Annotated in this window: 30 protein-coding genes and 4 pseudogenes; 16 read left to right on the forward strand and 18 right to left on the reverse strand. The window is 69.0% G+C overall.

The window, feature by feature from the left end; all coding sequences use genetic code 11:
- Positions 1 to 364: 364 nt before the first annotated feature.
- Positions 365 to 568 (reverse strand): hypothetical protein, encoded by a 204-nt coding sequence (locus ACWGIF_RS32540; RefSeq protein WP_453502892.1) that lies wholly within the window; start codon positions 566 to 568, stop codon positions 365 to 367.
- A gap of 168 nt (positions 569 to 736) precedes the next feature.
- Between ACWGIF_RS32540 and ACWGIF_RS32545 the strand changes: the two genes are divergently transcribed.
- On the forward strand, positions 737 to 1,267 hold the full coding sequence (locus ACWGIF_RS32545) for a hypothetical protein (protein WP_453502894.1): 531 nt from the start codon (positions 737 to 739) through the stop codon (positions 1,265 to 1,267).
- On the opposite strand, the pseudogene ACWGIF_RS32550 reads toward ACWGIF_RS32545, so the two are convergent.
- Positions 1,253 to 1,492, reverse strand: a pseudogene (locus tag ACWGIF_RS32550) (IS110 family transposase); the annotation flags it as partial. The gene ACWGIF_RS32545 and the pseudogene ACWGIF_RS32550 overlap by 15 nt on opposite strands.
- 269 nt (positions 1,493 to 1,761) lie before the next feature.
- Here ACWGIF_RS32550 and ACWGIF_RS32555 point away from each other — a divergent pair.
- Positions 1,762 to 2,169 (forward strand): STAS domain-containing protein, encoded by a 408-nt coding sequence (locus ACWGIF_RS32555; protein WP_453502895.1) that lies wholly within the window; start codon positions 1,762 to 1,764, stop codon positions 2,167 to 2,169.
- A 104-nt stretch (positions 2,170 to 2,273) separates the two neighbouring features.
- Here the strand turns inward: ACWGIF_RS32555 and ACWGIF_RS32560 are convergent, their stop codons facing one another.
- Positions 2,274 to 2,492, reverse strand: a complete 219-nt coding sequence (locus ACWGIF_RS32560) for a hypothetical protein (protein WP_453502936.1) — start codon at positions 2,490 to 2,492, stop codon at positions 2,274 to 2,276.
- Positions 2,493 to 2,511: 19 nt separating this feature from the next.
- Here ACWGIF_RS32560 and ACWGIF_RS32565 point away from each other — a divergent pair.
- Positions 2,512 to 2,789, forward strand: a pseudogene (locus ACWGIF_RS32565) (NF041680 family putative transposase); the annotation flags it as partial.
- Positions 2,790 to 2,826: 37 nt separating this feature from the next.
- Here the strand turns inward: ACWGIF_RS32565 and ACWGIF_RS32570 are convergent.
- The 8 genes and pseudogenes from ACWGIF_RS32570 to ACWGIF_RS32605 all read right to left on the reverse strand — a co-directional run bounded on the left by ACWGIF_RS32570 (position 2,827) and on the right by ACWGIF_RS32605 (position 8,080).
- Positions 2,827 to 3,192, reverse strand: a complete 366-nt coding sequence (locus ACWGIF_RS32570; RefSeq protein ID WP_453502897.1) for a hypothetical protein — start codon at positions 3,190 to 3,192, stop codon at positions 2,827 to 2,829.
- Positions 3,193 to 3,254: 62 nt separating this feature from the next.
- A complete protein-coding gene (locus ACWGIF_RS32575) occupies positions 3,255 to 3,455 on the reverse strand; it encodes a chaplin family protein (protein WP_453502899.1) in 201 nt (66 codons plus the stop codon).
- A gap of 374 nt (positions 3,456 to 3,829) precedes the next feature.
- Complete coding sequence (locus ACWGIF_RS32580) at positions 3,830 to 4,207, reverse strand: hypothetical protein (RefSeq protein WP_453502900.1); 378 nt, start codon at positions 4,205 to 4,207, stop codon at positions 3,830 to 3,832.
- A gap of 199 nt (positions 4,208 to 4,406) precedes the next feature.
- Positions 4,407 to 5,328: pseudogene (locus ACWGIF_RS32585) on the reverse strand (IS5 family transposase).
- Positions 5,329 to 5,416: 88 nt separating this feature from the next.
- A complete protein-coding gene (locus ACWGIF_RS32590; RefSeq protein WP_453502902.1) occupies positions 5,417 to 6,061 on the reverse strand; it encodes a hypothetical protein in 645 nt (214 codons plus the stop codon).
- A 191-nt stretch (positions 6,062 to 6,252) separates the two neighbouring features.
- On the reverse strand, positions 6,253 to 6,603 hold the full coding sequence (locus tag ACWGIF_RS32595; RefSeq protein WP_453502904.1) for a hypothetical protein: 351 nt from the start codon (positions 6,601 to 6,603) through the stop codon (positions 6,253 to 6,255).
- 257 nt (positions 6,604 to 6,860) lie between these two features.
- Positions 6,861 to 7,127 carry a hypothetical protein gene (locus ACWGIF_RS32600; RefSeq protein WP_453502906.1) on the reverse strand — a complete coding sequence of 89 codons (267 nt, stop codon included), beginning with the start codon at positions 7,125 to 7,127 and terminating at the stop codon, positions 6,861 to 6,863.
- A 329-nt stretch (positions 7,128 to 7,456) separates the two neighbouring features.
- Positions 7,457 to 8,080, reverse strand: a complete 624-nt coding sequence (locus ACWGIF_RS32605) for a CGNR zinc finger domain-containing protein (RefSeq protein WP_453502907.1) — start codon at positions 8,078 to 8,080, stop codon at positions 7,457 to 7,459.
- A 75-nt stretch (positions 8,081 to 8,155) separates the two neighbouring features.
- On the opposite strand from ACWGIF_RS32605, the gene ACWGIF_RS32610 reads away from it, so the two are divergent.
- The 5 genes and pseudogenes from ACWGIF_RS32610 to ACWGIF_RS32630 all read left to right on the forward strand — a co-directional run bounded on the left by ACWGIF_RS32610 (position 8,156) and on the right by ACWGIF_RS32630 (position 12,210).
- Positions 8,156 to 8,923, forward strand: a complete 768-nt coding sequence (locus ACWGIF_RS32610) for an MBL fold metallo-hydrolase (RefSeq protein WP_453502909.1) — start codon at positions 8,156 to 8,158, stop codon at positions 8,921 to 8,923.
- Positions 8,924 to 9,540: 617 nt separating this feature from the next.
- Entirely contained in the window at positions 9,541 to 10,251 is a 711-nt protein-coding gene (locus tag ACWGIF_RS32615; RefSeq protein WP_453502910.1) for a pentapeptide repeat-containing protein, read from the forward strand.
- Between the two features lie 6 nt (positions 10,252 to 10,257).
- Positions 10,258 to 10,680, forward strand: coding sequence for a VOC family protein (locus ACWGIF_RS32620; protein WP_453502912.1), 423 nt, complete (start codon positions 10,258 to 10,260; stop codon positions 10,678 to 10,680).
- Between the two features lie 403 nt (positions 10,681 to 11,083).
- A pseudogene (locus ACWGIF_RS32625) lies at positions 11,084 to 11,215 on the forward strand (IS5/IS1182 family transposase); the annotation flags it as partial.
- A 63-nt stretch (positions 11,216 to 11,278) separates the two neighbouring features.
- A protein-coding gene (locus ACWGIF_RS32630) for an IS5 family transposase (RefSeq protein WP_453502914.1) occupies positions 11,279 to 12,210 on the forward strand; the annotation gives its coding sequence in 2 pieces (ribosomal slippage) (positions 11,279 to 11,651 and positions 11,651 to 12,210; 933 coding nt in all).
- Here the strand turns inward: ACWGIF_RS32630 and ACWGIF_RS32635 are convergent.
- The 6 genes from ACWGIF_RS32635 to ACWGIF_RS32660 all read right to left on the reverse strand — a co-directional run bounded on the left by ACWGIF_RS32635 (position 12,211) and on the right by ACWGIF_RS32660 (position 15,042).
- On the reverse strand, positions 12,211 to 12,849 hold the full coding sequence (locus ACWGIF_RS32635) for an SMI1/KNR4 family protein (protein WP_060180449.1): 639 nt from the start codon (positions 12,847 to 12,849) through the stop codon (positions 12,211 to 12,213).
- A 244-nt stretch (positions 12,850 to 13,093) separates the two neighbouring features.
- Positions 13,094 to 13,642, reverse strand: coding sequence for an MOSC domain-containing protein (locus ACWGIF_RS32640; RefSeq protein ID WP_453502915.1), 549 nt, complete (start codon positions 13,640 to 13,642; stop codon positions 13,094 to 13,096).
- Positions 13,639 to 14,184, reverse strand: a complete 546-nt coding sequence (locus ACWGIF_RS32645; RefSeq protein WP_453502917.1) for a Clp protease N-terminal domain-containing protein — start codon at positions 14,182 to 14,184, stop codon at positions 13,639 to 13,641. The genes ACWGIF_RS32640 and ACWGIF_RS32645 overlap by 4 nt, the downstream gene beginning before the upstream one ends.
- A gap of 2 nt (positions 14,185 to 14,186) precedes the next feature.
- On the reverse strand, positions 14,187 to 14,429 hold the full coding sequence (locus tag ACWGIF_RS32650) for a hypothetical protein (RefSeq protein ID WP_453502918.1): 243 nt from the start codon (positions 14,427 to 14,429) through the stop codon (positions 14,187 to 14,189).
- Between the two features lie 32 nt (positions 14,430 to 14,461).
- Positions 14,462 to 14,626, reverse strand: a complete 165-nt coding sequence (locus ACWGIF_RS32655; RefSeq protein ID WP_453502920.1) for a hypothetical protein — start codon at positions 14,624 to 14,626, stop codon at positions 14,462 to 14,464.
- Positions 14,620 to 15,042 (reverse strand): ATP-dependent DNA ligase, encoded by a 423-nt coding sequence (locus tag ACWGIF_RS32660; protein WP_453502921.1) that lies wholly within the window; start codon positions 15,040 to 15,042, stop codon positions 14,620 to 14,622. Before ACWGIF_RS32660 ends, ACWGIF_RS32655 begins: the two co-directional genes overlap by 7 nt.
- Before the next feature lie 47 nt (positions 15,043 to 15,089).
- Here ACWGIF_RS32660 and ACWGIF_RS32665 point away from each other — a divergent pair, with 47 nt between their 5' ends.
- The 4 genes from ACWGIF_RS32665 to ACWGIF_RS32680 all read left to right on the forward strand — a co-directional run bounded on the left by ACWGIF_RS32665 (position 15,090) and on the right by ACWGIF_RS32680 (position 18,104).
- Positions 15,090 to 15,692, forward strand: coding sequence for an MFS transporter (locus tag ACWGIF_RS32665; RefSeq protein WP_453502923.1), 603 nt, complete (start codon positions 15,090 to 15,092; stop codon positions 15,690 to 15,692).
- Positions 15,676 to 15,909: a hypothetical protein gene (locus ACWGIF_RS32670; RefSeq protein WP_453502924.1), complete on the forward strand. Its 234-nt coding sequence runs from the start codon at positions 15,676 to 15,678 to the stop codon at positions 15,907 to 15,909. Before ACWGIF_RS32665 ends, ACWGIF_RS32670 begins: the two co-directional genes overlap by 17 nt.
- 130 nt (positions 15,910 to 16,039) lie before the next feature.
- Complete coding sequence (locus ACWGIF_RS32675) at positions 16,040 to 16,216, forward strand: hypothetical protein (RefSeq protein ID WP_453502926.1); 177 nt, start codon at positions 16,040 to 16,042, stop codon at positions 16,214 to 16,216.
- 1,225 nt (positions 16,217 to 17,441) lie between these two features.
- On the forward strand, positions 17,442 to 18,104 hold the full coding sequence (locus ACWGIF_RS32680) for a hypothetical protein (protein WP_453502928.1): 663 nt from the start codon (positions 17,442 to 17,444) through the stop codon (positions 18,102 to 18,104).
- A 936-nt stretch (positions 18,105 to 19,040) separates the two neighbouring features.
- On the opposite strand, the gene ACWGIF_RS32685 is transcribed toward ACWGIF_RS32680, so the two are convergent.
- The gene (locus ACWGIF_RS32685; RefSeq protein ID WP_453502929.1) at positions 19,041 to 19,703 is read right to left on the reverse strand and encodes a TetR/AcrR family transcriptional regulator; all 663 of its coding nucleotides are present in this window, start codon (positions 19,701 to 19,703) and stop codon (positions 19,041 to 19,043) included.
- A gap of 63 nt (positions 19,704 to 19,766) precedes the next feature.
- Between ACWGIF_RS32685 and ACWGIF_RS32690 the strand changes: the two genes are divergently transcribed.
- The 4 genes from ACWGIF_RS32690 (at position 19,767) to ACWGIF_RS32705 (ending at position 25,021) form a co-directional block, all read left to right on the forward strand.
- Positions 19,767 to 20,393, forward strand: coding sequence for a class I SAM-dependent methyltransferase (locus ACWGIF_RS32690; RefSeq protein WP_453502931.1), 627 nt, complete (start codon positions 19,767 to 19,769; stop codon positions 20,391 to 20,393).
- Positions 20,394 to 21,317: 924 nt separating this feature from the next.
- Positions 21,318 to 22,514 (forward strand): M4 family metallopeptidase, encoded by a 1,197-nt coding sequence (locus tag ACWGIF_RS32695; protein ID WP_453502932.1) that lies wholly within the window; start codon positions 21,318 to 21,320, stop codon positions 22,512 to 22,514.
- Positions 22,515 to 22,551: 37 nt separating this feature from the next.
- A complete protein-coding gene (locus ACWGIF_RS32700) occupies positions 22,552 to 22,857 on the forward strand; it encodes a protealysin inhibitor emfourin (protein WP_453502933.1) in 306 nt (101 codons plus the stop codon).
- 889 nt (positions 22,858 to 23,746) lie between these two features.
- Positions 23,747 to 25,021 carry a DUF1266 domain-containing protein gene (locus tag ACWGIF_RS32705; protein WP_453502935.1) on the forward strand — a complete coding sequence of 425 codons (1,275 nt, stop codon included), beginning with the start codon at positions 23,747 to 23,749 and terminating at the stop codon, positions 25,019 to 25,021.
- Positions 25,022 to 26,110 lie beyond the last annotated feature (1,089 nt).

A 26,110-nucleotide genomic window follows, 5' to 3' on the forward strand; every position in this document is an offset into this window, starting at 1 on the left:
ATTTGTTTAAACCCCCCCGGCCCCGCGGTTCGCCCCGGGGGGGGGCCCGGCGCCCCCCCCCACCACCCCCCCCGGGCGCGGGCCGCGGCCCCCCCCCCCCGGCGCCTGGGGGTAATGGCAGAACCTCAGCGCGCGGCGCAGCTGCCCGGCCCCGTACGGGTCCCCAGCTCTGCGTTCGTCCTGCACAACCGCCAAATGGACGGCGCCGACATCGGCAAGTGGCTCCAGCAGCAGAAGGAGCCGGCCATCTGGGCGCGGTTCCTGCCCGAGCAGCAGGAGCGGCTGACCAAGCTCGGCGTACAGCCCGGCCAGGCGCCCTCTCCCGCCTCAGGGCCGGTCGCGCGGCGAAGGGTCCGAGCAAGGCTCAGCAGGCGTTCCAGCGGGGCTTGCGTACCTGGGCCAGCTGCGCGGACAGCCGGCGGTACATCGGTGCCGTGTGCGGCAGGAGGCCCTCGGAGACGAGGCGGTACATCACCTGTCGCAGCGTGACCTTCAGCAGCGCGTACCCGTACACGATCTGCCGCGCCCGTTCCACGACGAGGGGCCACCGAATCCGTTCACGAGCCATACCGGCACATGTACCCCTCACGGCGCCGGCGGCCCCCGGACCCGAAGCAGACCTCTCCCCTCGGCTATCGCGTGGAAAGACACCTCATGCAGTTACGCCGTCAAGCGGTGTCCGGTCCCTGACGGAAATCGGGTGCTCGCCGCGGATACGGACTGCGAGGCTGTGGGGGTGACTGAGACGACCCCTTATGACGCCGACCGTGGCCGATTCACCCGCCATGCGCTGGCCCGCCTCGTCCTGTGCGATCACGCCGTGGACGTTGCGGATGGCGCCGCTGGCCTGGTCGCCACCGAGAACGACCCTGACACCGGTCCCGGAGGCCGGGTGAGCCAGGCATTCCAGCTCATCGAACTCGCGGAGCGCGCTCTGGCCTCGGCCGTGATCTACGAACGCGAGCGAGGCAGCACCTGGGCGGAGATAGCCCAGTACCTGGGCATCGGTCCAGCAGAAGCGGAAGATCGGTTTGGCGCGAACCTGGACAACTGGAACACGGCCTTCGAGGTTCCGTACCAGCTCGATGACACCGGTCGAAAGCGCATACCCCGGCTACCCACGGCAGCGTATGACCCCGCCTGGGCATGCGCCCAGCTCGATACCTGGGCCAGGAACCGGCTCATTCTTGTCAACAACAAGCGTCCCGTCAGCTCGGGACTCGTCATGGCTGTGCCCGAGAAGGAACTCCCGTCAGTGACCCCGTAGCGCGTCCGTTGGGAAGGCGATCGCTTCGTCGAACAGGCTGCGCGCCTGAAGGCAGTGGTGGAGCCGGCCGAGCATCCGGTTGAACAGGTGCCCCAGAGCCTGCATGTGCCAGTCCCCTCCTGTCCGGCGGCGCCGGTAGTGGGCGTCCGCGCCGGATGAACCGCTGAGGGAGGCGAACGCCCACAGGTGGCCGACGTGGTTGAGCCGGTTGTTCTTCACGAACCGAATTAGAGGTGTCCTCCTCACCGGGAGGCTTGCCCGCAGGGTCTGACCTGCAAGAACAGACCATGTCCGATTTAGGGGGGGTCCCACCGCCGGTCACGCCCTCGGCCCCCGCTGAAAGCAATCCTCCAAGCAACGGCCCAGCCTCCTCCCGGTACAACCCCGGTCCCGGCCTCTACGCGCGCCTCAGCGCGCCCAGACCAGCCCCCCGCCGCGTCGCGCCAGGATGGGACCCCGTAGGTCCGGAGCCTTCGGGTGACGGGAGCAGAACATTGATCAACGTTGACGTCCAGCACTGCGGCAGCTCGATCCTGATCAGCGCCACCGGGCAGCTCGACGAGACTGCGGGAGAGGTGCTCCAGCGCGCGCTGGACCACGTGACCATGGACGAGCGAGACCTCCTGGTGGACCTGCACGCCGTCGTGGCCATAGACGTCGACGGCCTGCTCCACCTCCTGAACCTGCACCGGCGCGCAGAGCGCATGCACCTACGGGTCCAGGTCACCGGCTGGCAGCCCCAGCCCCAACAGTGCATGGCCACCGTGGCCGGCATCCCCGGGCCCAGAGCGGCCACCGGGGAGCGCTACGCCCTGGCAGGCTTCCGCCGGCTCCTGGAGGAGAAGGCGCAGCGCGCACGGGAGCGCTCGGACTTCGCCGCTGGCTGGCTGCCCCGCGTCTAGCCACACCCTGGCGTCGCTGCGGCTTGGCACGGTCCGATGGCACGGTACTGCTGTCCGAAGCGGTGATGTGGGTGCCGTCGTAGTCCCACCAGTAGGTGCTGCCCTCATACCGCTTGGCGCCACAGCCGTACATCTCCGTCCGCGCCGACCCTGCCCACCGGCTTGGTGATCCCGCCCTTCTCGGCCTCGGCAAGATAGGTACGCATCGTCTCGACGAACTTCTTGTCGATGCCACCGAGCCGGTCCTCCCCATAGAACGACAGGCGAGCACAGCGGTCGTTCCACCTCGCCACGCCCTTGAGCGGGGCCCGATGCTGCCACACCCGCTCCTGGTCGTCGCCCCAGCTCCGTCTCGCCCGACCCCTCGCCGCCGACCTCCGCCGCCCTGGGAGAGGCCGGCCAAGCCCGAACGCCTCACCCCGGCCCGGGTCCGCCGGGAGTTCGGGAACATCCGAGCCCACCTGCTCTGCCCCGCCCGTGTTCCCCAACCTCGTGGCGCCGGTTCCGGACGGCCGCCCGGAAGTAAGAACCGCCGTCCCACACCCCGCTACGACGTCGGCAAGACCGTCAAACGCCCCGAGACCCTCAAGGCCATCGGCAGACCCGGTAGATCCTTGTAGATGCCGACTCCGCGACGCCCGAGGGTAAAGATCAAGCTCACCAGACGATGACACCGCCGCCCTCGGCTTTGGCTCGCACGGAAGCGGCAACGATGTTGTTGAAGCATCGCGTGACGTACTCCGTGCCGTGGCCGCTTACTTCACCAAGGTGATCGAAGTGCGGGCGTATCGCTTCGCACTCGGCCAGGAAGTCGTCGATCTCCCCCGGCTCGACCTGGAGGTTGCCGCCGTCGAGCCGGGGAAAGAAGCGAGCCCCCAGCGCCCGAACCGCTTCAGAGCCCCACAGCTTGCTGCGCGATCTCTCGAATCCGGCCATGGCCTTGCTGTAGTCGTCGTCGGGATCTTCCAGAAGGGTCCACTTGCCGTTGGCTTCGTATACGAAGGTATCCACATTGAGGCTCATGCGCTGATTCTCCGGAGCAAGACCGTGCCGCGTCGACTGGGTTGCAGCTGCCGCGACAACTGTCACACAGGGCAGCTACTTGGAGACTCTGGTAGCTCTGCGTCATGTCTGAAGATAAAGAACAAGCTGAGGACGCCGACGATGTTGACGGCGTTGCCACGGAGGTTGACCGGGATGGGGACGGGCACCTGGACGACGTGGCCCGACAGGAAACCCGGGGAGCCGATGGCAGCGCCCTCGGCCACGGCGTCGGCGGCGGCCATGCCGGCCCCGCCTGCCCCGCCTGCCCCGCCTGCCAGGACAGCACCAGCGGCGGCGGTAACGGCTACGGCAGTCTCAAGGCAGCCGGTGCCGACCCCGGCCACGGCCGGAAGTTTGTCTCCGCGGCGGTCACGGCGTTCCTCCCGCATCCGGCCAGAACGATATCGGTGAGTGAATCGGCCACGAGCTCGGCACCGAGGGGCATAGGTGCGTCCCACCCGACATGAGGCAACAGCCTGACGGCCGGCACTCAGCCGCCGCCAACGGAAGCGATCAGGCGGCTATGCCGCCGCAACTCCCGGGCGAGGTGGTGGCGTAGACAGGAAACGCTCGCCCCCTCCTGCGAGGGGAGCGAGAATTGATTCACGAGCTCAGGTTAAGCGACTCCGCCAGTCTTCGTTCGGCAGAAGGAATCCACATTATCCTTCCTCAAGCAGACAGTGAGCGTTACGCTCTGCCCTTCCGGAATATCAATGGATCCTGAATTGCAAGTGCCATAGCCACCATTAGCGACGACCGTCTTCCAGAGCGGACCATCCCAACGGCGCAGATAGGCCACTGCCGCGTAGCCATCTGCCTGCGCATCGCAGACCTGGGTCAGATCGCCATTGGCTACAAATGAGCCCACACCGCCCGGAGACCAATCCGTGGTGTATACCTCAATTATATTCGTCCCCGCCCACGCGTTCCCGCTCGACAGCATGAGCAGACTCGCCGCTACCGCACCAGTGAGAGCGAATTTACGCTTCATCATTTCCCCCATGATAGAAGACGCGGAGTGCCCGGCGTCTTAGGGGAACCTATGCGGCCAAAGCCATTTGACCTAGGTCCGCACACGCCAGCCAGGGGACCCCGCGCGCCAATCGCCGACGCGATCATGGGCGATCTGGCTGCTCTCGTCAGCAGCGTCCGGCGCCAGAACCAGGGCGTCTACTGCTGGGTCGCGTAGCAGTTCATGTTCGGAGCCAGATGGTGACGGCCGCGGCGGTGGCGGTGCCGAGGAAGACGTAGCCGCGTTTGTCGTAGCGAGTGGCGACCGCTCAGGACTGTTTCATGAGGTTGATCGCCCGCTCGACGGTGTTGCGCTTCTTGTAGCGGTCCTCGTCGAAACCGGGCGGCCGTCCACCGCGTGCGCCTTTGCTCAGGCGGGCCGGCTGGCTGTCGGTCTTCTCCGGGATGGTGTGGCGGATTCCCCGCCGCCGCAGGTACGCGCGGATGGGGCCGTTGCTGTAGGCCCTGTCGGCCGCAAGGCTGTCTGGCTTCTTGCGTGGTCTTCCCAAGCCCGGTCTGGGCACTCGGATCTTCTCCAGGACCGGCTTGAACTGGGTGCAGCTGGCGAGACGACCAGAGACAGCGGGCGGCAGCGGCCATCCGCGCTCAGGCGGAGCTTGCTGGTGAGCCCGCCGCGCGAGCGGCCCAGGCCCTCGCCTCCTGCACCACCTCCGCCAGGCAGGCGGCGACAAGGCTCTGCCGCGGCGTCTCGTCCTGGTGTTCTGCTGGCACGTCCCCCTTTGAGGAGGGAGCCGACGGCGGGTCGGTGCGGGCGCCGGCGGCGGGCTGATGCGCGCGCACGATGGTGGAGTCGACGGTAATGTCCCAGTCGATCTCACCCGTCGCATAGGCCTCGGCCTGGACCTGCCGGAGCAGGCGTTCCCAGGTTCCGTCGGCCGACCACAGGCGGTGGCGTTCATAGACCGTCTTCCACGGCCCGAACCCTTCGGGCAGGTCACGCCACTGCACCCCGGTCCGCACCTGGTGCAGAATCCCGTCAATCACCTGCCGGTGATCCCGCCACCTGCCACAACGACCGTTACTGACAGGCAGACACGGCCGAAGCCGCTCCCATTCGGCATCCGTCAGGTCACCCCGACCCATGACCACGTGAATGATTCGGCAACGGCGTAGTCACATGATCAGCTGGACGGCGACCATCCTTCCCGACCTCGCTGCCGGGGGGGCGTGGTCATCGGTCGGAACGGCTGACGGTCCCCGGTGCGCGGCCTGCGAGCCAGACGGCGATCCGCTTCTGCAACTCCTTGTCGGCGCGGGGATAGTCCCAATTTGCGTACCATTCCAGCTCCTGCAGGACGTTCTCAGAGCGGGCCGGGTGGCGCACTGCGACCACGTCGACACCGACCTCGCCGGTCGAGCAGCTGATGTACACGCTGCTGTCGAGCGCCATCATGCCGAAGCCCGGGTGGCCGGCACGTATGCCGAGGAACGCCGATGCCGCACCCCGGCCCATGATGTCCCAGCGGTCGAGGAGCCGGACCCGGGTCCAGACCTCCGGTGCGGCACGGCGGCCATAGGGATGGCTCCGCTTCTGCAGGACGGCTTGGTGCGTGTGCGTGCCGTGGGGAAGCAGGATGAGGAACTCGCGCCGGTGGTCGAGAAGGCCGGAGGAGACCGCCAGGTCGTACCAGTCCTCGTTGAGACGCTCGACGAGCCGTGAGGTTTCGTACCGGTGGGAGAAGCGGCCGACGATGTCCTCGGGGCGATATCCGAAGACGAACGGCATCGTGCCGTCCGGCACGGCGTCCGGGATCACCGCGAGGCCGGCCCGCCGCAGCGGCCGGTACATCTTGCGTTCGCGCTCCTGGATACCCACCAGTCGTTGTTCTACCAGGGTCAGCGCGCCAGAATCCTCCGGGCTCGCCCGGTGCTTCCCTGTGTCCCTCCCGACTTTGCGGATCAGACCGGTACAGGATCAGCCGCATGATCGGCCGGACAGGCCCTAAACGCTCGGTCGCACCGGTGTGCCTGAGCGCCGTACCTGGCCACTATGGCCAGGTTCGACGCTCAAGATCTCCGGCAGCCCGGGCCGGCGGTGGCGGCAAGCTGTTCGCGGCGTGCAGCGGACTCGTCTACCGCGCGGCGTTCACCTCGTACGCTCCCCGGCCGACCGTTACGACGCCTGGTTGAAGTCACGTTGAAACCCTCCAGTGTGCCGACCTGCAGCGAGCCCCGGTCGGCGCTGCCATACAGGGCGACCGGCTCCTTCAGCGCCCTCGGCTCGTTGACCCCAGGGAAACCTCTCAAATTTTTCGACCACAGAGTCTCGAACTTCGACGGGTCCGCAGGCGCGAGGAGGGTCTCCTCTCCGGTGGCCTTGTCGATGGAGAAGACAGCGAAGAACAGGTAGGAGGACAACCTGCTCCGGGGCAAGCCGCGCACCCCAAACTGATCAGCCCATACCAGCCAGCCCACCACTGACCACAAACACTGCTCGTGTCCAGCACCGCTCTGGCCGAACTCGGCGTGGAGTGAGCGCAATAGAGTGTTCCTCGCGCTGGCGCTACCGGAGCATGACCGGCCAGTCCGCCCCCGCATCAGCGGCGCCAGGCCGTCATCCTCACCGCCCGCACCTCCCTCCTGCAACCGGAACGCCAGGCGCAGGCAGGACTCGGCTACCAGGGCGGCAGCGGCAGCCCCGCTGCGCGCCTCGGTTCCAGGAAGTCCTTGCGGAAGATCTCCAGGGAGGCCCTGAGCAGCGGAATGCCTACCTCCGCGCCGAGGTGGACCAGCGTGGCCATCTCCTCGTCCATCCGGAACTCCAACAAGAGGGCGCCACGCCCGGCAGCAGTCATCTCCACCACTTCCAGAGCGTCGAAGTCGTCGCTCCCGAGCACTGTGAGGGCGGCGTACTCCCGGCCCTCCACGGAGAAAGCCCTCATGTTCATCCCCCTCCGTGCCGAACTCCCTCGCCCCCAGGGATCGTACGGCCTGCTCACCGGCCGCGGCCCGAGCCCCGGGCAGGGGCGGTCTGTTGCCGGTGGGCGGGGGCTTCGGCCGGGGCCGGCTGACCGGGGGCCGCGGCCCCGGTGGTGGTGGAGCCGAACGCAGGCCGCGGCCGGAGAGACCTGCAGCCGGGACGCGGGCGCGGGCGGCGCGGACAGCGGCGTTGTCAGTGAGTGGAGGGTCGCGTCCACGAGGCGGCCCACCAAGCAGTACCCGAGCCTTGCTTCCAGGAAGTGCCGGCTTCAGGCGGTTCAGATGCTGTCCCTCAGTCGGCGGTGGCCTGGCTGCGGCGGGCGTAGGCGCGGGCTGCGCGGGCGCGGTCGCCGCAGCGGACCGAGCACCAGTGGCGGCGTCCGGCGCGGAGCAGGTAGCGGTTGCAGGGGGTGGAGGGGCAGGCCGTCAGCCGTTCGGCGTCGGGTCCGGTGAGCAGGTCGGCGGCGTCGGCGGCGAGGATGCCGAGGGCTTGGTCGACGATCTGGTCGATGGGGTGCGGGGCGGTGCGGTGCATGCCGCGGACCGGGTCCCAGCCGAGCGGGGCGGCGGTGGGGACCCGGGTGAGGGCGTCGTTGACGGCGGCCAGCGCGGTGGCGGGAGCCGGACGGCCGCCGACCTGGGCGGCGAGCAGGGCGCGTACCTGTTCGCGCAGGGAGCGCAGGCGCGACGCGCAGATCTCCTGCATACCGGCGTCCGCGGGGGCCAGGTTGTGGGCGACCAGCCAGTGATTGGCGCCCGAAGGCGTACGCAACAGGTCAAGGAACTGGCCGCCCGGCTGCGCGACGGCGCTGTTGGCGAGGTCGAGCGCGGGGTAGAGCTCGGCGCCCGGCGCCGGCGGCAGCCCGGGGTCGACAGTGCCGATGGTGGCGGTATCAGACTCACTCACGCGTCTCACGTTACAGCTTGCCTTCATCCGTGACAACGCTTATGGTCACGGATGTAAGCCAATCTATCCGTGAGGTGGTTCGTCATGACTACAGCCGGCGCGTCCAGCGAGCAGGTCCCCGTTCATGTCTTCGGCGGGCCGACCGCACTCATCGAGTACGGCGGGCTGCGGTTCCTGACCGACCCGACCTTCGACGCTCCCGGCACCTACGCGTCGGGGCTGGCCAAGACCGCGCCCGCCTCCGCCGCGCCCGCAGATCTGGGCCGTATCGATGTGGTGCTGCTGTCGCACGACGAGCACGACGACAACCTCGACGCCTCGGGCCGCGCCCTGCTCGCCGATGTCCCCCTGACCCTGACCACACCCAGTGGCGCGGGCAGGCTGGGCGGCGCCGCACGCCCCCTGAAGGACTGGGAGTCCATCGACCTGGACCGTCCCGGTGGCGGGACGATCACCGTCACCGGCGTCCCGGCCCTGCACGGTCCCGGGGCACGCGAGGACCTCGAACCGGTCGTCGGTGAGGTCGTCGGTTTCGTCCTGAGCGGTGACGGCCTGCCCACCATCTACGTCAGCGGCGACAACGCCCAGCTCCCCCTGGTCCGCGAGATCGCCGACCGCTTCGGCCCCGTTGACACCGCTGTCCTGTTCGCCGGCGCGGTCCGCACCCCTGTCCTGGACCGCGCGCTGCTCACCCTCGACAGCGCTCAGACGGCCGAGGCCGCCCGCATCCTGGGCGCCCGCCGGATCGTGCCGGTCCACTTCGACAGCTGGGCCCACTTCACCGAGGGCCGCGAGCAGCTCGTGGACGCCTTCACCACCGCCGGCCTGATCGGCCGCGTGGAACTGACCTGACCTTGCACGCGCGGCCGCCAGTGGCCTCTGACCGGTCGTCGGCGTTCCACTGGCGGAAGCCCCCCCGGGTCTGCGGCGGCGTCCAGGACGTCCCACACGCTGCCTACGGCGTGCTCGGGCAGGGTGTCGAGGACCTTCGCGGCCGGTGCGGAAAAGCGGACCGCGTACGGCTGTCCGGTCATCGCCGCCTTCCCCGTAGCTCCGTCATGTCGATGGCCTCGCTCGTCGTCGCCGGAAGCGACGAACTCTTCGACCGCCGGGCCGAGCGAGCGCACCCGTCTGCGCTACGGACGCGCCACGGACGCGCCGTCGAAGGCTTGACCGGCGGGGTCCACGCCATCCCAGGTCGGGGAGCGAGGAGCCAATCCCCTGACGACTGGCCTGTCGTGGTGTGGAGCACGGCCGGACCGCTTCCCCGGGCAAAGCGGGGCACAGCCGAGAAGCGACGTGTGTGTCAGGCGTCCGAGCAGGGGCATCAGAGGCTTCATGACTCTGACACTGCTGCTTCTGCTGCCTGTAGGGCTCGCCTTGGTCCTCCTGACCACCGACAGCCACGGCCGACACCGCGGCTCTCGCTGACGCCCTGCCAGCCACCACACCGGCCACCCGTACATCTCATGGCCGGGTACGCCCCACACGGCTGCTCAGCGGGCGCAGTTGCGCTCGCGCTGAACCCCTTACAAGCGCTGATCGCCGGGGATCTGGCCGTTGAGGCGATCTCCGCTGATACCGGTGAGACCGGTGAGACCGGTGAGACCGGTGAGACCGAGCGGACGGACTGCGTGGACCTGGCATACGCCAGCCTGGACGACGCTGATCTTCGCAACGCCAAGATGAGCGACACGAACCTCAGCCACGCGACCTTGACGGGTGCGGACCTTCGCAGCGCGGACCTCACCCGCGCCAACCTGGCAAAGGCAGACTTCCGTGGCGCCAAGCCGTGTGAGTTTGAACGGGGCAAAGCGGACCGGCGCGCTCGGGCTGCCGCACGACTGATCGCGGTCACCGTCGGCCTCGAGAACATCCCAGACCGGCAGCCGCCCCGCGGCCCAGGCCGCCGTGCGCCCGACCGCCGACTGCGAGGACCCCGAGATCGTCGGCCCGCTCGGCGTCACCACCCGCGCGTCCCACGCCCGGTCACAGGCGGAAAAATCAGTAGCAACACCGTCGCCAACGGTCTCGTCCTCATGAAGACTTCCCCAGTCAGAGACAGCTCATGGCGGGCCACCGTGGAGAACGACACCGGGGCCACCATCACGATCACAGCCTGCGCTGTCCGCGCCAACGCTCGCACCCCAGGTGCCCTCCAGAGGCTGGACTACAGTTGACCCACCATGCCCGATCTCTTCGGAATCAACCATCTGACGCTGTCCACGACCGACCTCGACCGGCTCGTGGCGTACTACACGGAGTTGCTCGGAGCAGCGCTCGCATTCGAGCGCGCTGCAACCCCTTCTGATCCTCGGATCGCAGTCATCGATGTCGGCGGCCATGACCACCTGATGATCGTCGAAACCTCTACCGCCCCCACCACTGGTCTCGATCCGCTCGCCAAGGCGGGATGGGGGCTGCGCGTGGGAACACACGCGCAGCTGTGTGAGGTTCGCGATCAAATCCTGGCTGCCGGGTGGCCGGTCGGAGAGATCGAGACACTGCCCACGCAGTGGACGATGACAGCTCGCGATCCCGATGGACGCCCTGTGGACGTTCGAGCCCATCGCCCACGCACCGCATCGCCCTCACGAACCACCGACTAACGGCTGCCCCGACTTTCAAAACGAGCCATCTTGACCAGCCAGCCGCGGGCCCACCAGCCGCTACGCCTTCAACCGCAGCGCCTCCGCCTTCGCCGGCACCGGGTCCATGCCGAAGGCGGCGGTCATCTCCTGCAGTTCAGGGGCGCTTGACCGAGCCGGTCCCGGTCGGCCAGGGCACTCAGGATGTGCTGGTAGTCCGTCGGCAGGGTGGACCAGGCCAGCCGCTCGCGCCACATCGGTACCGCCGATTTCGTCTTCTCGCTGCCCTCGGCGGCTCGGGCCGCGGATCGGGACCTGGCACGTCCAAGGTGGCCTCCGGGACGGCGACGTCATCGGCGTCCGGCGTCAGCACCTCACCGACCCGTGAGCGGGCAATGCCTTCGACCGCGAAACCTGCAAGTAACGCAACACCGTCGAACGCTGCATCAACCCCCTCAAGCAGTAGCGCGGCCTGGCCACCCGAACCGACACACTCGCCATCACCTACCAGGCCGCACTCCACCTCGCCTGCATCCTCATCTGGACCCGGCACTGACAGAACCTAGGACTTGTCCGGCCGATCAGGTGACTACTCCATGCCCGAGTCGTTCCTGTGGGCATGGGGCGGGGCGATCTGAGTGATGCCGAATGGGAACGGCTGCGGCCGTTCCTGCCAGTCAGCAACGGGCGTTGTGGCAGGTGGCGGGATCACCGGCAAGTGATCGACGGGATTCTGCACCGGGTGCGGACAGGGGTGCAGTGGCGTGACCTGCCCGAACGGTTCGGGCCATGGAAGACCGTCTATGAACGCCACCGCCTGTGGTCGGCCGACGGTACCTGGGAACGTCTGCTCCAGCGGGTCCAGGCTGCGGCCGACGCCGCAGGCGAGATCGACTGGGACATCTCGGTCGACTCCACCAGCGTCCGCGCGCATCAGCATGCAGCCGGGGCCCGCACCGACTCACCTCCGGCCCCGGGATCAAGGGGGGCCGGAGGGATGGAACACCAGGACGAGACGCCGTGGCAGAGTCTCGTCGCCCGCCTGGTGGAGGTGGTGCTGGAGGTGAGGGCCTGGGCCGCTCGCGCGGCGGGTTCACCAGCAAGCTCCACCTGAGCGCGGACGGCCGCTGCCGCCCACTGTCCCTGATCGTTACTCCAGGTCAGCGGGCCGACTGCACCCAGTTCAAACCGGTCCTGGAGAAGATCCGGGTGCCCAGGTCTGGCCTGGGCAGGCCGCGCAAGAAGCCCGACAGCCTTGCGGCCGACAGGGCCTACAGCAACGGCCCCATCCGCCAGTACCTGCGACGGCGGGGAATCCGCCACACCATCCCGGAGAAGACCGACAGCCAGGCGGCCCGCCTGCGCAAGGGCACAGGCGGTGGGCGGCCGCTCGGCTTTGATGAGGCCCGCTACAAGAAGCGCAACACCGTCGAGCGGGCAATCAACCTACTGAAGCAGTACCGGGCGGTCGCGACTCGCTACGACAAGCGCGGTTACGTCTTCCTCGGCACTGCGACAGCGGCAGCCCTCGCGATCTGGCTCCGGTCCTGATCAGGGCCAGTCCTCGGTGATGGGGTACATGTGGGCGTAGGGATTGGGCTCGCCTGTGGCAGGGTCCAGTCCGGCCCTGAGCCGTCGATGTTGCTCTCGCCAGCTGACGAAGGTGTCTGTCCGTTTCCAGAGCGACGCATCGCCGAGTGGGCAGGCGTCGAACTGGCCCAGCATCATGCGGGTGATGAACTGGACCATGTTGCAGTCGAACAGGGCCCACGGCGACTCGCCCCACAAGTGGTGCCGGCGCCAAGCTATGACAGGCCACTTATCCGGATCTGGGTCGTTGTTGAGCCAAGCCATCTCGTTGGCGTTCATCCCGGAACCCCAGGGCAGGACGGCCTCGGCGCCCAGCGTCACGTCTGGGATTCCTGCGCGGTCCTCCCAGAGCCCGCGCAGGCCGTCCGTCATGCCTCCGATGTGACACCCTTCCCACCCGCGCACGTCACTCGGGAGCGGGGGCAGAATGACGAGCTCTCCGATATCACCCACGCCGTACGTGTCCAGCAAAGCCTTGTAGTCACTCGGTAGCCTGGTGCCCAGCGCGACTTCGGCCGCAGCCCAGTCGATCTGCTCGCCGCCTGCGAAGTCTGCTGGCACGAGGTCGAGCAGTACGGCGACGTCGGGATGAATGCCCATGGTGAAGCCCCTTGAGGTCGGTGGTCAGCAACCCTAGTTGTGTGGGCTGACACCGTTGCCTCTGGTAGAGAGGTCCCCCAGGAATCCGCCCCCCATGCCCAACATGAGAAGCCAGGACAGTGGCCACCGAACACAGCGGGTGTGACCCCAGCAGGACTACTCTGCAACCATCCTGGCCGGCCCAGGCGAGCCACCCCGTATGCAGAGCATCTGCCGGCTCAACTCCTGATCGGCCGGACAAGACCTAGACGCGCTCCAGCGCGCGGTGCGGGCGGGTCGGGAGTTCCACCTCCACCGGGTCGTCGGGACGAACGGCCCCGCTCTGGCGGACCACGGCCATGACGCCGGATTTGAAGGTGAACTCGTCGGAGAGCGGGTCCAGGGCGAACATCTCTCCCAGGAGACCTGTCCGGAAGTCGTTGATCTTCGAGCACGGGTTGCGCAGTCCGGTCACCTCGACCACCGCGTCTGCTCCGAGCCGCAGCAGGGACCCGGTGGGCAGGCCGAGAAGGTCCACCCCTCGGGTGGTGATGTTCTCCCCCAACCCGCCCGCGGAGACCTCGAAACCCTTCCGTGCAAGTTCCTCGAAGAGCTCTTCGTGCATCAGGTGGACCTGACGGAGGTTGGGCAGGTCCGGTTCGTACGTCATGCGGAACTGGTGGCGGATCGTCTCGCCCGCGTGGACGTCCCCCTCCACGCCGAGGCCGGCGAGCAGGGTGATGGACGCGTGGTTGGGCTTGCTGAACGAATACGAGGCATTGCGGCTCACCGCTGTGATCCGGCCTGCGTTCACGGCCCCTCCGTGGCGGCCTGAGCGTGGACCGTCTCGCGCAGGGCGGCGGGGTCGGCGTGGAGGGCGGCCAGGACCTTCAGGGCATGGCCTTCAGACACGGTCAGCAGGCCGAGCAGGATGTGTTCGGTGCCGAACCTGTCGCGGCCCAGTGCCTGGGCCTCGCCCACGGTGTTCTCCAGTGCCTTGCGTGCCTCGCGGGTGTAGGCCGGCCGGGGGAACTGGAAGGCGCCGGGACCGAAGGAGGTATCGGCCTGGCGTTGGATCTCCGCGACATCGATGCCGATCGACGACAGGGCATCGCGTGCGGGCTGCCCGCCCACGGCGACGATCCCGGCCGCCTCCAGGACACGCACGGTCTCCTGCCGGGCCCGCGCCAAGTCGACGTTCTGCCCGCGCAGCACGTCGGCGGCCGTCCCGCCCTCCGCGGCAAGCAGGCCGAGCAGGAGATGCTCAGTGCCGATGAAGTCGTGTCCCAGGGCGATCGCCTCGTCCTGGGAGGCCGCAACGGCCTGCTTACCGCGATCGGTGAAGAACTCGAACATAGCTACTCCTCCATGCCCATGGCTTTGCGCCTGCCCGCGTGCTTTTCGTGCACCGACTGTCTGCTGACGTTCAGGTGCGTGGCGATGGTCTGCCACGACCAGCCCTGCCGGCGGGCGCTGTCGACGTGCAACCGCTCCAGCTCCTCCAGCAGACGGCGCAACGCCACGACGGCCTGCAAACCGACAGCGGGATCCTTGTTGGTGACCATTCCGGCCAGCGAGGCCGGGGTTTCCTCAGCTCCCATATCTGTCAGGCTGCCCTGACAGAGCACGACTGTCAAGGAACCCTGACACCAGGAGTCAGCGGCCTGGTTCGGTCGCTGAAGTAGAACGTGACGGCACTCTCGGCCAGCTGGTTCGTCGACTGGTGGTACGCGAAGCCGAGATACGGCAGCCAGATCAGGGGGACCACGGTGCCGACCAGAACAACGAAGATCAGCATCGTCCACTGCCCGGCCCAGGCCAGGCGGCTCGGCTTGGGGACAGCGTCGCCGGGGGTGACAAGCCCAGCAGGCCGGGCCATGCGGGAAGACAGCCCAGCCCGTCCGCGTCCTGCCCCGGCCCTTCCGGCTCTCGCGGTTGGCCGGCCACCGCGCGACCAGGACCGGGGCCGACGCGGGCGGCGGCCCGGCGCTGCAACGCCTCGAACGACAACCGGCCTGCCTCGGCGTCCCAGACGACCAGTTCGCCGTCAAGGACCAGGCCGTGTCGCAACTGCGCCTCGGCGGCCGCCACCAAGTCCGGCCAACGGTCCTGGACCAGCGCCCCGCGACGGGTCTGCACCCACACCGTGCCGCCCGGGCTGGCCGAGGTGAACAGCAGCGCACGGTGACCGTCCACCTTCTGCGCGTACGCCATCCCACCCGCCCGGCCGGACCCGGCACCTGGTGCTGACTCTGCGCCACGTGGCCCGCTCACCCCGGCACGCCGCCCGCTCCCTGGACTGGCCCGCCCAGTGCGCGGTCATCGCCACCGTCGCCCTGCTGACCGGCATCCTGAACGAGGCCGGACGGCGCGGCTGGACGGACCCCCTGGTCCTCGCCGGGGCCGGCCTGTGCATGGTGGCCGCCGCCGCGTTCGTCCTGCGCGAGCACCTGGCCCGCGCACCCGTACTGCCGCTGCAACTGCTGCGTTCTCGCGCGATGAGCGGCGGTGCCGTGATCGGCCTGCTGTTCAACCTCGCCTTCTACGGCATGATCTTCACCGCCAGCCTGTACTTCCAGCAGCACCACGGCCTGAGCGCCCTGCGCACCGGACTCGCCCTGTTCCCCGCCGTGGCGATGACGATGTTCGCCTCCGTCCTGTCCGGGAGACTGGCACGACGGACCGGAGACCGCCCGCCGGTGGTCGCCGGCATGCTGCTGGCAGCGGCGGGCCTGGCCGGCTGGGCCGCCGCCGGAGCGGCCCCGGACTACCTGCTGCTCATCGCGCCCATGATTGGCCGCTGGCTTCGGCACGTCCTTCGCCCTCACCGGCTAGACCACCACCGTCATGACAGCCGCACCTGAGGGCTACTCCGGCACCGCCTCCGGCCTGTTCAACACCACGCGCCAGACCGGCAGCGCCGCAGGTGTCGCACTCGGCGGCTCACTGCTCGCCTCCACCACCCACTTCACCACCGGGCTGCGCATCAGCATGGCCATCGGCGCGGCCGCCTACCTGACAGCCGCCGTCCTGGCGCTCTACGGCATCCCACCGAACCGGAACCACCGCACGGTCTCCTGAAATCCGGGCACCGGCGGCCGAGGACGATCACAGCCGGTGGCGGCGCGGCGAGATCGCGGGCAGCGCCCAGCCCGAGCACTCGCTGCACGAAACCTCGCTCCTGGGCTGGTTCGCCGGGACCAGCCACGCCATGCCGTTGCGACCGCCCCACGGTCAGAAGCACTTCGCCAACCGCGAGCAGGCCGCGGGCGCGGTCGTCCGAGACGGCCTGCGCCAGCCGCCCGGTACGACGGCGACCGTCGTACCGGTAGCCGCTGCCTTCACCGCATTGACGAGCCGGAACAGCTCGCTCTGGTCTCTGCGGTGATCCCGCTGGCCACCGTCACGCCGAACGCGGCGGCCGGCTGGCCCGGCTTCCGCAGGCTGTCCCGGGATGCCGCAACGGGCCACGACCTCCTTCAAGCCCGCCCGGTCCTCCTCGGTCAGGGTCATGGGGCGCCGCGTCAGCCGGCCGGTCACCTGCCGCACCAGCGGCGGCCGCGGTGCCGCGCCAGCCGGAGCCCCGCGGGTCTGTGCCAGAACCGAATTCCGGAAGCGAGTAGTGCTTGCGTCATGCTCGGGGCGGCTCATTCCAAGGGGTCATGCGATGCCAGGTGCAGACTGCTCCGCCCGGCAGGTCGTGGCGTTGCGGCGTTCACCAAACAGCGGCCTGGCGCACCGGCGGGGCCCAGCAGCGCCTTGAGCGCTGGCCATGCTCTATCGAACCGGACCGCACTCATCGTCCGACACGGTCGGCTCCGACAGGAACACGTCCGGCTCAACGGGCCCATAAGCGACGTTGAACGTGTCGAGCCAGTACGACCAGTCCCCGTGCCCGATGCCACTGAACCGGTAGCTCAACTGCCAGCGGACCCACTGGCCCGGGCTCAGGCGCACTGCTGGTGGCCCGCGCGACCGGGACGGCATACCGTACACGCGCTCCTTATCAGCACCGGCAGCCGGTCGTCCTCGTCGCGCAAGCTGGCCCCGACTTCGCGAAGGCGTCCCACTCCGACATCTCAACGAAGTGTGCGAAGGAAGGCGGCACCTGCGATGCCGGGAAGCCAGTCGGCCCCGCGTTCCTGCGGGTAGCAGCGTCCCCGCCCCGGGAAAGCTTCGTCCAGGGCGGCGCTCTCGCTCGCCGCCCCCGGCCTCTCCTGGGTCCTCGCCGTCGCGGGCGGCGGCGCCTACGCCCTCGCCACGGTCCTGGAACACCGCCGCCTGCACCTACTCGAAGGTCCCGCCCGGCCCTGACGGCCCGCCCGCCCGATCCGAGCGACCGGCCCCCTCGACACGAAGGCGTCGAGGAGGCCGGGACCCTACACGGTCGGTGACAGCCTCCCAGCGCCCCTTGCCTACCAAGGTCCCCCTGCATAATTCCTACGCCATTCGGACGGCACACGTTGACTCGACCAGTCGACGATCGTGCGTGTCTCACGCCCTACTTGACCAGGGAACCGATGATGCTCTTGCCGAGCGACCCGCATACATCCCTCGGGGCTTCGCCGGGCACCGACAAAACAGTTCGCACTGGTCAGGAAAAGGGACACATCATGAAGGCTGATCCGAGCAACGACAGGGCCGGGCTCGGCCCGCTCCCCAGGCGGACCAAACTCCACACGGGCGGCGCGATGGCATCACTCGCCCTCGTCATGCTCGGCCTCACCAGCCCCGCTGCTGCGGCCGCGCCCACACACCAGGAGGTCAGCTGGTCGACAGCAGGCGACAGGTGCGACCGCTACCCCCACGGTAACCCGCACTCCCACGACCACCCGATCGCCTCCACGGCGGCAGGCGGAGACAAGTGCAAGGGAGCCACCGGTGCCACGGGTGCCACCGGCGCCACCGGCCCGACCGGCCCGACGGGTGACACCGGTGCCACGGGCGCTACCGGTGCAACGGGCGCCACCGGTGCCGCCGGTGCCACGGGCGCCACCGGTGCCACGGGCGCCACCGGTGTCAACGGGGTCTCCGGGTACGAAAGGGTCTCCAACTCTGCATCCTGTGAGAACGACAACCTTTGCCAGGTCACGGTGAACTGCCCGCCCGGAAAGGTCGTCACAGGCGGAGGAATCAGCAGCAACACCGTCGGCAATGGTCTCGTCCTCATGGAGACTTTCCCAGTCAACGACACCTCATGGCGGGCCACCCTGGAGAATGACACCGGGCTCACCATCACGATCACAGCCTGGGCTGTCTGCGCCAACGCCACGTGACGAAGCCTGTCAGCGGACCACGGTCGGCCGTCGACGGGACTGGGTGAACGACGCCGGCAAATCCGGTCACCGCCTGAGGCCACCCGGCCGACTACGCCCGCGCCGCCCTGCACGCCGTTCGCGAGGCCGAGCCGGCCAGAGAAGCCCGGTAACCGTGCAAAGGCTGGCGTGCAGGCCCGGGCGCGGATCAACTAAGAGTTCGGTGATCGGACGCAGGCCGCCACCGCGGTGAGCATGCGGATACCGGCGAGAGGCGCGAACCCGACAGGACCGCGCGGACCGAATCGGGCTCGGAGTCCCTGCATCAATTGCTTATGCCGATGGTGCTGCGGGCCGCGAGGCGGAAGTCCCTGACGGCTTCCTAGAGGGTCCGCTCTCGTTCAGCGGCAAGGGCAATGTCTTCGGCCTGGTGGGTGGTGTTTCCCGCGTGTGCGTTCTCGGCCATCCGTCGCATGACGTGTGAGAGATCGGCGGACGCGTTGGTAACGCGTTCCGCGACTTCCCGAGGGGTGCCGGCCCTTCGAGGATGACGATTTCGCAGGCGCGATGGACCTCGCGGGCCAGCGTGATGAACCGGCCTATCTTCTCGTCGATGTCGGGCAGGTCGGGTTGGTCTGAACGCAGCGCGTCACATCACCTCTGATACGGCGTCGGCGAACCACGTGGTCGTAGAAACAGCATGTACAGGCCCCGGCCTGAGGTCCGGCGGGGCCTGAGCATGCCTGCGCACCTGTCAACGCTGTGGTGTGACAGGGCTGCCGTTCGTAATACCTGGCCCGGTTCAGCAGGTTCGGCGATGTCGTACTCGCGGTGTTCGGAGCGACGACCGTGCGACGCCGGTGAGGTGTGTCCGGCGCAGTGGGCCGCAAGGACAAGGCGAGGGCGCCTTGGTGGCGCTCCTCGGAGTGCTCGCCGATGACGCCTGTCGCCGACGGGCTACTCGTGGTCTGTGCAGAGGTGCTTCGTCAGGGCCACGTATGCCCACTCCTCCCAGGCGTCGGGGGACCAGCCCCGGTCGCGGACGAAGATCAGGTACAGCTCCGGACTGAGCAGCCCGTACAGCAGGTCGGCGGCGCGGGCGCTATCGACGTCGGGGCGGGCGTCGGGCTTGGAGGTCAGTGCCTTCGCTGCGGCGTGATGGACGGTATAGCGCGGGTCGGGGCCGGTGGGCCACTGCGCGGCGATCTCCGGGTCCGTGGCCGCCGCAGCCGCGATCAGCGGAATGATCGGAGCGACACGACCGAGGATCTCGCGTACGCCTCGCACGTGGGCGCGTAGTTGCCCGGCTGCAGTGGGCTCGGCGCATGCGGCGTGGAACCACTCGCGGTCCATCGTGGCGACCGGTTCGGCGTCGCCCGCAATGGATGTGTCCACGACGTCCTTGAACAGCGCGCGCTTGTTGCGGAACACGAAGTACACCGTCTGGACGGCCACACCTGCGCGGTCGGCAACCTCCTGAAGGCTTGTCGCACCGTACCCCTGCGAGACGAACAGGTCTCGTGCAGCCGCGACGATGTTTTCGCGGGTGCGTCGCGATCGCTCGGCCCGCTTGTCGGGGCGCTTGGCGTTCTGTCCGTCGGAACCCTTGACTGCGTCCATGTCGAGAGTCTATCTCTAGAGTGAGTCACTAGAGTTGAACTCTACGTTTTTGGAGAGGGATCGATGAGTAGGACTCGGACGGCTGAGGAGCTCGACCAAGAGGCGGCTGTGCGCCGTGAGCTGGAGGACTTCTACAGGGACGGCAAGCCGCCGTGGGACAGCGGCATCACGCCGCCCGAACTCGTGGCCTTGGTAGAGGGGCCCGGCGCGCTCATGCCTGGCCAGGCCCTCGAACTCGGCTGCGGCACCGGAACCAACGCGGTCTACCTGGCCCGGCACGGCTGGCGGGTGGCGGCCGTCGACCTGGTCGACCGCGCGGTCCGGCAGGCCAGGGAGAAGGCCGCCGCGGCCGGAGCGGACGTCACTGTGCTCTGTGGGGACGCCACCCGACTCGACGAGGTGGGCGTGCATGGCCCATACGACCTGTTCTTCGACTTGAGCTGCTACTGCGGAATTCCACCGCACCGCCGCGACGACTATGCCGCCGGCCTCACCAAGCGCGCCGCCCCGGGCGCACGACTGTTGATGTTCGGATACGGGCCCGAAGCGTTCGACGATCCGATCTCCGGCGTCACCGCCGACGAACTCAGCGCCAGGTTCTCCGGGTGGCAGCTGACCGACGTGACGCCCGGCACGAACCCGGTCCCGACGTTCTGGTTCACGCTGCACCGTGCCCCCGCCACCGCATGAGCTCAGTCAGACGGCGCCCCAAGCCGGCGACGACGGCGAACGCGCCTGCAACGCCTCGATGTATCGACCGGACACCGGGGCGTTGCGCTGCGCGCGGAGCACCGGCAACGACCCCCAGATCAGCCGCAACTGACGCTGCAAAAGCCGAGCTCACACAACCAGCAGCACGCCCGCTCACCGAGCCACCAATACCGCAACTGCCCTCACCCTCAGCGACAACAGGAAACCGATGATCGCCACGTGCGGGTAGCCCTGGCCACCATCACCCGCAAGGGCCGCGCGCACTTCCTGCACCCGCTCTCACCGCCCACAGGGGCCGCCGGGTGGCGGCCCCTGCGGCCGTCCCCGCTTCCTCGGGGAAGCGGAACGCCTATGGCAGGCGATCCGGTGGCAGCGCATGCTCGACGACCCCTACACCCAACACGCCGAACGGACCCGCACGGCGCAGGACCAAGCTGAAGCCGAGCAGCAAGCCACCGCCGATGCTGCGAAGTACGCCGACTGCGTGAACAACTCCTACGCGAACAACCCGAGCTGGCGGCCTACGCCCAGCAACACGCATGACCAGCCCTCGCCTCCATCCCAGACAGCTTGAATCAGAACGTTCCGGCGCGCTCGCACTGCGTTTGCCAGCCGCTACAAACGGCAGGAGACTGGTGGTATCAGCGTGGCCCTGCCGGGGGAATCGGGGCGGGTCGGCGCCCGACTCTTCTGCCACTGCCGCCGCACCAGCGGGTACCCGCTGTTGTCCGCTGTGCCGCGCGGCCACCCCGGTCTGTTCAGGGGGCCGCGGCAGGCCGCGCCCGGCCCGTTCGAAGGTCGGGAAGCCGTCCGCGCGTGGGTGGATTCGATGCCGTTTGTCGGCACCTCGGTCCTTGGGCCAGGTTGATCAACCGTCGGTCCTCTCACTGCAGGAGGTATCCCATGAGCAGGACCCGCCCGATCAACTGCATCATCCCCCCGTACATTCTCGAAAAGCTCATGGAGAGCGACGACCGAGATGTCCGGCAGGCCGCCTTGGCCACTCTGCTGACCACGGCACGCCTGCGGGGTGAGCGATCGGTTCGAGCGAGTTTCGCCGCCGCGGCCGCCCCCGGCAACGGCCGGCGCACCATATTCGACTGCGAGCAGACTGAATCCTTTGTCAACGCCGTCCTGGCCAGGTCGGAAGACGGACCGGCGTCCCTGGACGAGTCCGTCAACCGGGCGTTCGACGCACTGGGCCTGACACGTGACTTCTTCAAGGAGGTGTTCCAGCGCAATTCGGTCGACGGCCGGGGGATGCGCCTGGACGGGTTCGTCCACTACGGCTTCATGTACGACAACGCCTTCTGGGACGGACAGCGCATGGTGTTCGGCGACGGTGACGGAGACAGCGTCGGCGACCTGACCGGATCCCTGGATGTGATCGCCCACGAGTTGGCACACGGGGTCACCGATTTCACCTCGGGATTCGAGTACCACAATCAGTCCGGGGCCCTGAACGAGTCGATGTCGGACGTCTTCGGGTCGCTGGTCAGGCAGTGGTCCCTGAAGCAGACGGCCGAAGAGGCGGACTGGCTGATCGGGGCCGACGTGTGGACCCCGGCGATCGAGGGCGACGCCCTGCGATCACTGAAGGCCCCGGGGACGGCGTTCGCAGGTGACCCCCAGCCCGACCGTATGAGCAAGTTCGTCCACAAGCCCGACACCTTCTTCGGTGACTGGGGTGGCGTGCACTACAACTCCGGCATTCCGAACAAGGCGTTCTACCTGGCTTCCGTGGGCATCGGCGGATTCGCGTGGGAGACCGTCGGGACCATCTGGTACGAATCGCTCAAGGCGTCCACCGCCGACGACCAGTTCCAGGACTTCGCCGACACCACCTTCCAGAAGGCCGGGCAATTGTTCGGCGTCGGCAGCCCCGAGCAGTCGGCCGTGATAGCGGGGTGGCAGGAGGTGGAGGTCCCACTGAGAAGTGTCCCGAGCGGCCTCGCCCGGGCACGGAGCTATGCCTTCAACGGGCACGGTGGCGCGGGTCGGGAGGACGGGCCGGCAGCCCTGACCAGGCAGATCGGCGCACTGAGCGACAAGGTGACGGGGCTGGCCAAGGAAGTGGCCAAGCTGAAGGGCGCCAGGTGACCACCGGAATTCCCCGCCGGTCGAGAGGCTGCGCGCAATGAAGGTGACCCTGGAGTCGTACGGCGGGCTGGCGGCGGCTGCACACCTCCGCCGCCGGCCCAACGTGCTGGACACGGACGACCTGCCCGAAAGCGCTGCGGCCGAGCTGGCCCGGCTGGTGGCGGCGGCCGTAGCGATGCCCGAGGAGGAGCAGAACGGGCGCGCCAGGGACGCGATGAGCTACGTGATCACGGTGGAGGACGGCGGCCGCTCGACGGTTCTCACGCAGTCGGACGCCGCCAAGTCCCCCGCGTTCGCGGCCCTGCTCGCCTGGCTCCGAGGCCACTTCGCGCCGCGGCGGTAAAGCGGCACGCCTCATCTGCCGTCCCGTTCAAAGGTCCGGAGCAGGTCTGCCGCGACGCTTGTCAGAGCTTCCTTTATCGTCCGGCTTCGGTGGATGGGCGGGCAGCGAGCCCGGCGACTGGGCAGGCTGGTCAAGTCGGCGCGGCGATGGGGAACCTGGGGTCGGTCCCTGGGCGTCGACTACGTCTGCGCCCCTGCTGGCCGGGCGGACTATGGTGTCGTGTTGCCGGTGCTGCTGAGGCCTGCACTCCTCTGGACCGTAGCGCCCGCGGTGTGGGACGCGGCTCCGGTGGCCCAGCACCGCCCCGGGAGTGGCGTGCCTCGACCGGTGGCGTGGACGGCTCACGATGCGGCCCACCTGCTCGCGGGTGAGCAGCACCTGGTCACCCAGCTCCAGCAGACCGTGCGCTCCATCCAGTCCCGCTCGATGTCCTCGCCCGAGCCGTTGGGGTCACCGACCAACCGTTCTCCGGGGTGCCGCGAGCGTGCGGTCGACCGCACGTACCGCAAGAACGCATCCGCCGTCGGCGGTCTCCCCCGCTACCTCCTGGACCTGCTCCGGGGCGCTGAGCGCCCTCGCCTCAGAGTGCTGGTCACCGGCCGGCATCCTCAGCCCCAGCGGCTCATGGCCGAGGTGGCCGGTATCCCGAAACTCTGCACGCGGCCTGGCAGAGAGGGGAGGCCCGGGTTGCACGCTCGACCAAGGCTCGCCCCACGGTGTGTCGGCGGACGTGCCGACTCGCACAGCGCCTCGGCGGGATCGGTCGGCCATGGGACGTGCGATCCGTCGGCGGTGGTGATCCGGCGCCTCGACGACCTCGGCCCTGGTCGACCCCCGCCCGGCGGGACCGGCACGCCGACCGCACTGGACCAGCCCTTAGGGTTTACCCATGAGTTTGACAGCAGGTCACGAGGAAGGAGTCCTGCCCGGTCCGACGGCATCGGCGCGGGGCTGGCAGGCGCCGAGCGCGGTCGAGCAGGGGCTATACGAGGCGAAGGCGCGCGGCGACTGGCCCGCGTACTACGACCTCGTCGCACGGGCCGACCTGTACATGATGCAGTCGCGGGCCTACGTCGACGCGAACGCGGGCAACACCCGCTTCCACCCCTACTGGAACCCGCAGACCCAGACCGCCTGCCTGGCCGTCTACACCGGCGGCATGCTGCCGCCGCCCGTCGCCGACCCGGTCTACAACTGCTACGACCTCGGCTGGTTCGCGGAAGTCTGGAACCAGAACGACCCGCCCTACCTCGTCGTCAACCCCGGCAGCCCCTGCGAGGGCGTCCTGCCGGCCGGGCCGGAGGGCCGCGCCCTGTGGCAGCGTCACTCCGCCCGGGTCGAGCGGCCGGGGCTCGCCCAGGACGTCGTCCACACCCTGGAGGTGGGCGGCCCCCACACCGGCCCCGTCGCCTTCGGTCTCGCGGCCGGCGCGCACATCAACGTGCACAACGGGCGCTACTGGAACTCGATGGCCTACCACGGCTGCGGCTACCGCAACGAGAAGCGCACGCTGGAACGCTGGTGGGGCGTCACCACCCGGGAGGACTGGCAGGACACGCAGGAACAGCTGCTGCGCGCCGGAATGGTCAGCGGGGTCTGGGAGTTCGTCCTGCAACTTCGCCGCTCCATGGCCCTGGACTTCGCGGGCCCCGTCGACGTCGACCACTGGCGCCAGGCCGCGGGGAACGTGGTGCGCCGACGTGCCGAGTCCGCCGCCGAGCCCCGCCTGACCGCGGACGGCGTCACCCCGGGCGGCACCGTCACCGCCGCGGAGCTGGAGGGTCAAGTGACCGGCGTTCAGCGGCTGATCGGCCGAATCGCCCGCTACGAGGCGCGGTTCCGCGCCGACGGCCTGCTGCCCGAGGGGGGCTTCGTCCGGAGTGTCGAGGCCTGGGACTACGGCCGGGCCTCCGGCATGGCCCGCTGGGGACTCGCCGCCCGCCTGTGCTCCCTGCAGGAGGCGGAGGCGGCCGTGGTCCGGGCCGGCCGTCTCGTCCAGCTCAACTACCGCTCGTGGGAGGACTTCTCGGCCGCCTACGTCCTGGGCCGCTGCCTCCACTTCGACGAGGAGGAGTTCGGCGAGTGGTACGAGACGGTCCTCGCGACCCACCGTGCCCTGACCACGGACCCGGCCAGCCCGTGGCGCACGCTTCAGTGGACCTGAGGCTCTCGCTTCAGCGCCGTGGTTCGGCGCCGGCGGGCACCTCGTGACGCCCCCGTCGACGCACGCCTCTCGGGCGACCGTGGCGCGTGGGGCTACCGCTCCTCTCCGATCGTTCTTGCGTCGGCGTGGCCTGTCCTGCCGTGCGTCGTTCCGGCGGTAGTGGTGGCAGCCTCCTGGTGGCCGCGATCGCGCACAGGCGCAAAGGCCCGCGGCATGGTCCTGGGCGGGGTGGGCGTCTTCGTGGCCCTGGTGTACGCGCGCCTGGCGACCGTCGTGCTGTACGCGGTGCCTTCGTGCTGTGGGCCTTTTCAGGAAGCGGTGGCTGAGGCCGAGTGAACCGGCGCGTAAGTTTCTGCCAACGCGTCCGGTGCGCAGCGCTGTGAGACGGCACATACATCGTCGCGGAGCCCGACGACCTGCACCATCTTCCGTGCCGCCCGAGCCGCGGATCACCGGCACAGGCGAGAATGAAGGAACCGGGAGGTAGTGGAAATGGAATACCTGGTAGTCGTGGGGATCGGTCTCGCCTGGGGGCTCTTCCAGGCCTGGCGCGGCGGCGCATTCGGCGGCCGGCCCCCGCAGCCCCAACAACGTTCCCGCTCGCGGAAGAACGACGGCGTCAGCTTCTCCTGTGGCAACGATGCGTCATGCGGTGGCGGCGGAGGCGACTGATACCCGGCAACTCACCGCACTCGCCCAAGCCGACGTCAGACGTCGCTGCGGGTGCCGCTGGCGAGCATCCCGCCGGCGGGGCGCGGCGGCCGGTGTGGTGGTGGAGCGGGAACGGGCGGAACCGGGACGCGGGCGCGGACGGCGGCGTCAGGGGACGAGCGTCGCGTCCACGAGGCGACCGGGGGCCTCGAGCCGAATGTCAACACCCGAGTAGCAGGGCCTCCGCGATCCGCCACCTCGTCCTCCAGGCACCGGGACCCGCACGTCCTGGCCATCCTCGGCACGGGCGACCCGGAGCAACTGGCGGCGAACGTGACGGCGGGGCGCTGTCTGTCCGGAGACGACCTCGTGCTGCTGGACTCGCTGCACGGGCAACGTCTGACGGCCCGCGGGGACGCCGCAGGGGCCGGACCCGGC

The sequence above is a fragment of the Streptomyces sp. NPDC054849 genome, assembly GCF_053610945.1.